Annotated in this window: 3 protein-coding genes and 1 pseudogene; all 4 read right to left on the bottom strand. The window is 38.0% G+C overall.

Annotated elements, in window-relative coordinates:
* Positions 1–371 (bottom strand): annotated as a pseudogene (locus tag A9G34_RS02045) (hypothetical protein); the annotation flags it as partial.
* A 480-nt stretch (positions 372–851) separates the two neighbouring features.
* Positions 852–2,276 carry a dihydrolipoyl dehydrogenase gene (gene lpdA / locus A9G34_RS02040; protein ID WP_065568725.1) on the bottom strand — a complete coding sequence of 475 codons (1,425 nt, stop codon included), beginning with the start codon at positions 2,274–2,276 and terminating at the stop codon, positions 852–854.
* A gap of 16 nt (positions 2,277–2,292) precedes the next feature.
* Positions 2,293–3,891, bottom strand: a complete 1,599-nt coding sequence (gene aceF / locus A9G34_RS02035; protein ID WP_081295239.1) for a pyruvate dehydrogenase complex dihydrolipoyllysine-residue acetyltransferase — start codon at positions 3,889–3,891, stop codon at positions 2,293–2,295.
* A gap of 12 nt (positions 3,892–3,903) precedes the next feature.
* A complete protein-coding gene (gene aceE, locus A9G34_RS02030; RefSeq protein ID WP_034943122.1) occupies positions 3,904–6,570 on the bottom strand; it encodes a pyruvate dehydrogenase (acetyl-transferring), homodimeric type in 2,667 nt (888 codons plus the stop codon).
* Positions 6,571–6,690 lie beyond the last annotated feature (120 nt).

Raw genomic sequence — 6,690 nt, 5'->3', positions numbered from 1 at the left:
TCTTTATTCACCGATAATTGGCTAAACTCGGTGATAATGCCATAAACCTTGCGGGTGCTTTTATCATTGGTAAAATCACCCAAGGCACGGATTGCAGAACTGAGCGCATCGCTTACAACAGAATTAAATGAGAAAGTAGCCGGTTGGTTTAAAAAAGCATCGGTAGATAGGGTTTTATTGGCGCTGGTAAAAGTAATGGTGTAATGCCACAGCTGGTTTAAGGCCTCTTCGCCTTTGACGTTTAACACCGATATAGGAGTGCTGAGTTCATCAATGGTTAGTGTGTAACGGTTGTGGTTTTCGGTGTTTGATAATCCGCTGATTAACGTTTTACCCACTTGATGGATGATTGGATTTAAATCTTTTGCCATTTTTTATCCTTTTTATTCCATTCTATCTAATTATTGCATTAGTCGAACTGCTTTTAATGTCTATTTCAATTGTGATTTACCATCACACATAAAATAAGTCCATATTTTACCATTCTGATTTTTTTAAAACGGCAGTCTGTTCATAAACTATCATTACTTAGATAAATCAATTAATTGTTATTACATTATAATTATGCTCTGAAATGATATAGATTAATGGTCAAAAAAACAAAATTTTATTAACAAAATTTACAAAATTAATTATGAAATTCACAAAGAAGTCTATTTTTAATCGGTTAATTTTTATTAACGCCTTTTAATGCAATAAATTATATTTTAAAAAAACACTATATATTCTGTATGTAGAATTATTAATAATAAAACTATAATGACTAAATAGAATTTTAAAAATAAAAATACCGTTAGTATAACTAACGGTATTTAAACATGAATAAAAAAAGAATAACTAATATTAATTTTTTATTTCTTTATCGCTTTAGCATTAGGTAAATCGGTAACTGAACCTTCATAAATTTCAGAAGCTAAGCCGATCGATTCATGCAAAGTTGGGTGAGCATGAATGGTTAAGGCAATATCTTCTGCATCACAGCCCATTTCAACGGCTAAAGTGATTTCGCCAAGCAATTCACCACCATTGACCCCAACAACTGCACCACCTAATAAGCGATTATCTGCTTTATTGAAGATCAGTTTTGTCATTCCTTCAGAACAATCAGAAGCGATGGCTCGTCCTGAGGCTGCCCATGGGAAAATTGATACTTCATAATCAATACCTTTTTCTTTCGCTTCTTTTTCAGTTAAACCTACCCAGGCAACTTCCGGTTCTGTGTAAGCGATAGAAGGAATGGTTTTTGGATCAAAGAAGTGTTTTTTACCAGCAATCACTTCTGCTGCTACATGCCCTTCATGTACGCCTTTGTGCGCAAGCATTGGTTGCCCCACAATATCACCAATGGCATAAATGTGTGGTACGTTGGTGCGCATTTGTTTATCCACTTCGATAAATCCACGGTCAGTAACATTAACGCCTGCTTTTTCGGCACTAATTAATTTACCATTTGGTGTACGGCCAATTGCAACTAATACCGCATCATAAGTATGGGTTTCGGTAGTTCCGTCTTTCTTTTCCATGGTGACATAAATTGCATCATGTTTTGCTTCAACGGTAGTAACTTTAGTTTCCAATCGTAACGTGAATTTCTTTTGGATCTGTTTAGTAAAGACTTTAATTACATCTTTATCTGCAGCCGGGATCACTTGGTCAAACATTTCAACAACATCAACTTCTGAACCAAGTGCATGGTATACAGTTCCCATTTCAAGACCTATAATTCCGCCACCCATTAATAATAATTTTTTAGGAATGGTGGTTAGCGCTAAGGCATCTGTAGAATCCCAAATACGCGGATCATCATGTGGAATAAAAGGCAACTTGATTGGACGAGAGCCCGCTGCAATAATCGCATTATCAAAGGTGATCTTAGTGATCCCTTTTGATGAAGTCACCTCCATTGTATGACTACCGGTAAACTGTGCTTCACCTTGAATAACATTAACTTTGCGCATTTTGGCCATACCTGCTAGTCCATTAGTCAGTTGACTAATGACTTTTTCTTTCCAACCGCGCACTTTGTCTAATTCAAGTCTAGGTGTACCAAAATGGATACCATGTTCGGTTAATGATTTTGCTTCATCCATTACTTTAGCAACATGAAGTAATGCTTTTGATGGAATACAGCCTACATTTAAACAAACACCACCAAGTGTTGAATAACGTTCAACAAGGGTAACTTCTAGTCCAAGGTCGGCTGCACGGAACGCAGCGGAATAACCCGCTGGTCCAGCCCCTAAAACGACAACTTGTGTTTTAACATCTTGACTCATAATTTGATCTCCTTAATTACATCACTAAACGACGTAAGTCGGATAAGACGTTAACAATATGACTTAAGAAACGGGCACCATCCGCCCCATCAATCACTCGGTGATCGAATGATAATGATAAAGGTAACATTAGACGCGGTGTAAACTCTTTGCCATTCCAAACTGGTTTCATGCTAGAGCGAGATACACCTAAAATACCCACTTCTGGTGCATTAACAATTGGTGTAAACGAGGTCGTACCGATACCGCCAAGGCTAGAAATAGTGAAACACCCACCTTGCATATCGCTACCTGTCAATTTACCTTCTCGCGCTTTTTTAGAAATTGCTGCAAGCTCACGAGAAAGTTCAACAATACCCTTTTTATCAACATCTTTAAATACTGGTACTACAAGACCATTTGGTGTATCGACAGCAACGCCAATATTAATGTATTTTTTGATAATTAAGGTTTGGGCATCTTCAGATAATGAGCTATTAAAGCGTGGATACGCTGTTAATGCACTTGCTACCGCTTTCATGATAAACACAAGTGGAGTGATCTTAAGATCAAGTTTTTTCTTATCTGCTTCTGCATTTTGTTGCTTACGAAATGCTTCTAAATCAGTAATATCTGTTTCATCAAATTCTGTCACATGCGGAATCATTACCCAGTTACGGTGTAAATTTGCACCTGATACTTTTTGAATTTTAGTTAATGGTAAACTTTCAACTTCACCAAATTTGCTAAAATCAACTTTAGGCCATGGTAATAGACCAGGTAATGCACCACCTGTAGCGCCACTTTCAATTTGTTTAACAGCATTTTTTACGTAAGTTTGAATGTCTTCACGTAAAATACGGTTTTTAGGACCTGTAGCGGTAACTTTTGCTAGATTTACCCCAAATTCACGTGCTAAACGACGTACAGATGGTGTTGCATGAGCATAAGCATCGTTTTCAACAAACTCATTGCTTGATGAAGCAGGCGCTGATTTTGCAGCAACTGGTGCTGGCGTTGGCTCAGGTGCTGCTTTTTCAGCAACAGGAGCTGCGGCAGCTGGAGCTGCTTGAGTAACTGGAGCTGCACTAGATGTGGTTTCAAATTCCATGATTTTGGAACCTGTTTTTACTTTATCACCCACTTTTATCGTGATACTTTTAACTGTACCTGCAATGGTTGCTGGTACTTCCATTGACGCTTTATCACCCTCAACAGTAATTAATGAATCGTCAACAGATATTGTGTCACCCACTTTTACCAAGATTTCGGTCACTTCAACCTCGTCGCCGCCGATATCAGGTACATTAACATCAACAATTTGACTAGCTGCAGCTGTCACTGCTGCTACTTCAGCTTTTGGCGCTTCTTGTACTGGAGCAGGCGCTGCCGATGCAGCGCTACCCTGTTCATCAAAAACCATAATATCCACGCCAGTTTTGACTTTATCACCAATTTTTACTGAAATGGATTTGACAATACCCGCTTGTGGAGCAGGGATTTCCATTGAGGCTTTGTCGCCTTCAACAGTCATAATTGACTGTTCTGCCTCAACTTTATCACCAACGTTAACCAGAATTTCGGTTACTTCGACTTCATCACCGCCGATATCAGGTAATTTAATTTGAATACTCATTATGACAACCTCTTATGCAATTCGTGGGTTAAGTTTATCAGCATTGATCTCGAACTTTTTGATCGCGTCTTCAACAACACTTGCGTCAATATCACCGCGTTTAGCAAGTTCACCCAATGCAGCAACAACGACATAAGATGCATCAACTTCAAAATGATGACGTAAATTTTCACGGCTGTCACTTCGACCAAAACCATCTGTGCCAAGTACTCGGTAACTTTCAGCAGGAACAAATCCACGAATTTGCTCAGCAAAGATTTTCATGTAATCAGTTGAAACCACTGCTGGATTATTATTCATAATTTGAGCAACATAAGGAACTTTAGGTGCTTCGCTTGGGTGTAACATATTGTAACGTTCACAATCTTGTCCATCACGAGCAAGCTCTGTAAAGGATGTTACACTATAAACTTCAGAGCTAATACCATAGTTTTTCGCTAAAATATCAGCTGCTTCACGTACATGACGTAAAATTGAACCAGAACCTAATAACTGTACTGTTGGTTTGCCTTTTTGACCTTCAACGGTATCTAGTTTATAAATACCACGACGAATGCCTTCTTCTGCACCTTCGGGCATTGCAGGTTGTGCATAATTTTCATTAAGTGTTGTAATGTAGTAATAAACATTTTCTTGTTCACCATACATACGACGTAAACCATCTTGCATGATTACCGCAACTTCATAAGCATAAGCTGGATCATATGAGATACAATTAGGGATGGTTAATGATTGAATATGGCTATGACCATCTTGATGTTGTAAGCCTTCACCATTTAATGTTGTACGACCTGATGTGCCACCAATCATAAATCCACGTGCTTGTTGATCACCTGCTGCCCACATTAAATCGCCAATACGTTGGAATCCAAACATTGAATAGTAAATGTAGAAAGGAATCATTGGGAAATCATTAGTGCTATATGATGTTGCAGCAGCTAACCATGATGCCGTTGCACCACATTCGTTAATTCCTTCCTGTAGGATTTGCCCTTTTTCATCTTCACGATAATAAGCTACTTGCTCTCTATCTTGTGGCGTGTATTTTTGACCATGTGGATTATAAATACCAATTTGACGGAATAAGCCTTCCATACCAAAAGTACGAGCTTCGTCAGCTAGAATTGGTACTAATCGTGGTGCTAATTCTTTATCCTTCAGCATAATGTTAAGTGCTCGGACAAACGCAATTGTGGTTGATATTTCTTTTGATTGTGCTTCAAGTAATGAAGAGAATTCACTTAGTGGTGGAATAGAAACAGTACCAGAGAACTTAGTTAATCGCGATGGAACGTAACCATGTAATGCATTACGACGCTCATGGATATACTTGTATTCTGGAGTATGTTCTTCAAATTTGATGTATGGTAATTTTTCAAGTGCTTCATCTGTTACTGGAATATTGAAGAAATCACGAACATGACGCACGCCATCCATATTCATTTTTTTCACTTGGTGTGCAATATTTTTTGCTTCAGCTGCAGCTCCCATTCCATAACCTTTAATGGTGTGAGCAAGAATAACTGTTGGGCGATCTTTCGTTTCTTTTGCTCGTTGGAATGCAGCGAACATTTTAGCTGGATCTTGACCACCACGGTTTAATCTAAAGATTTCTTCATCAGACATATCTTTAACTAATTCTGCAGTTTCAGGATATTTGCCGAAGAAATGCTCACGAACATAAGCGCCATCTTTAGATTTTAATGTTTGATAATCACCATCTAGCGTTTCATTCATTAAGCGAATTAATTTACCTGATTTATCCTTTTGTAATAATTTATCCCAACGATCACCCCAAAGAACTTTAATAACATTCCAACCGGCACCACCAAAAACACCTTCTAATTCATTGATGATTTTACCATTACCCGTTACTGGACCATCTAAACGTTGTAAATTACAGTTGATAACAAACACTAAATTATCGAGTTTTTCACGCGTTGCAACGGTGATTGCCCCTTTTGATTCTGGTTCATCCATTTCACCATCACCTAAGAAAGCATAAACAGTTTGTTCAGAAGTATCTTTTAGTCCACGATTTTCTAAATATTTTAAAAAACGTGCTTGGTAAATTGCACTAATAGGACCAAGCCCCATTGATACTGTTGGGAATTGCCAGAATTCTGGGAGTAGTTTAGGATGTGGGTAAGAAGGTAACCCTTTACCATGTACTTCTTGGCGGAAATTATCTAATTGTTCTTCAGTTAAACGACCTTCAATAAATGCTCTCGAATAAACCCCAGGTGAAATATGCCCTTGGAAATAAATTAAATCGCCGCCATCTTTTTCATTGCGTGCTCGGAAAAAATGATTAAAACAAACTTCATAAAATGTAGCCGCTGATTGGAATGATGCCATATGACCACCAAGTTCCAGATCTTTCTTTGATGCCCTTAGTACCATCATAATGGCATTCCAACGAACAATTGAACGAATGCGTCTTTCTATTTCCCAATCGCCAGGATAAGCAGGTTGTTCTTCTACTGGAATAGTATTTATATAATTACTTGTTGAAGAACCAAAAAGTAACGGTACACCTCCATCTCTCGCCTTATTGACTATTTGTTCAATAATATACTGCGCACGTTCGATTCCTTCTTCACGGATAATTGACTCAACACTTTGTAGCCAATCTCGTGTTTCGACGGGATCGATATCATTCATTTGCATGTCCGACATATAAAAACCTCTTTTTTGTTTATAAAAATGCAGTATTTGCTATCCTTAGCTATGACTAAAGCTATGAAACTTTATAAGCTAGAAGCCTGCATTACGGAACTTTATTAATATCAGTCTGCC

The organism is Gilliamella sp. Choc4-2, from assembly GCF_001690355.1.
GTDB lineage: Bacteria > Pseudomonadota > Gammaproteobacteria > Enterobacterales > Orbaceae > Gilliamella > Gilliamella apicola_A.
Note: the sequence above shows the minus strand (reverse complement) of the source record. Positions and strands in the feature narration are given on the sequence as shown.

What these genes read in the sequence shown, in the direction of transcription:
- lpdA (WP_065568725.1), bottom strand. Translation starts at nt 2,276, where the DNA reads ATGAGTCAAGATGTTAAAACACAAGTTGTCGTTTTAGGGGCTGGACCA.
- aceF (WP_081295239.1), bottom strand. Translation starts at nt 3,891, where the DNA reads ATGAGTATTCAAATTAAATTACCTGATATCGGCGGTGATGAAGTCGAA.
- aceE (WP_034943122.1), bottom strand. Translation starts at nt 6,570, where the DNA reads ATGTCGGACATGCAAATGAATGATATCGATCCCGTCGAAACACGAGAT.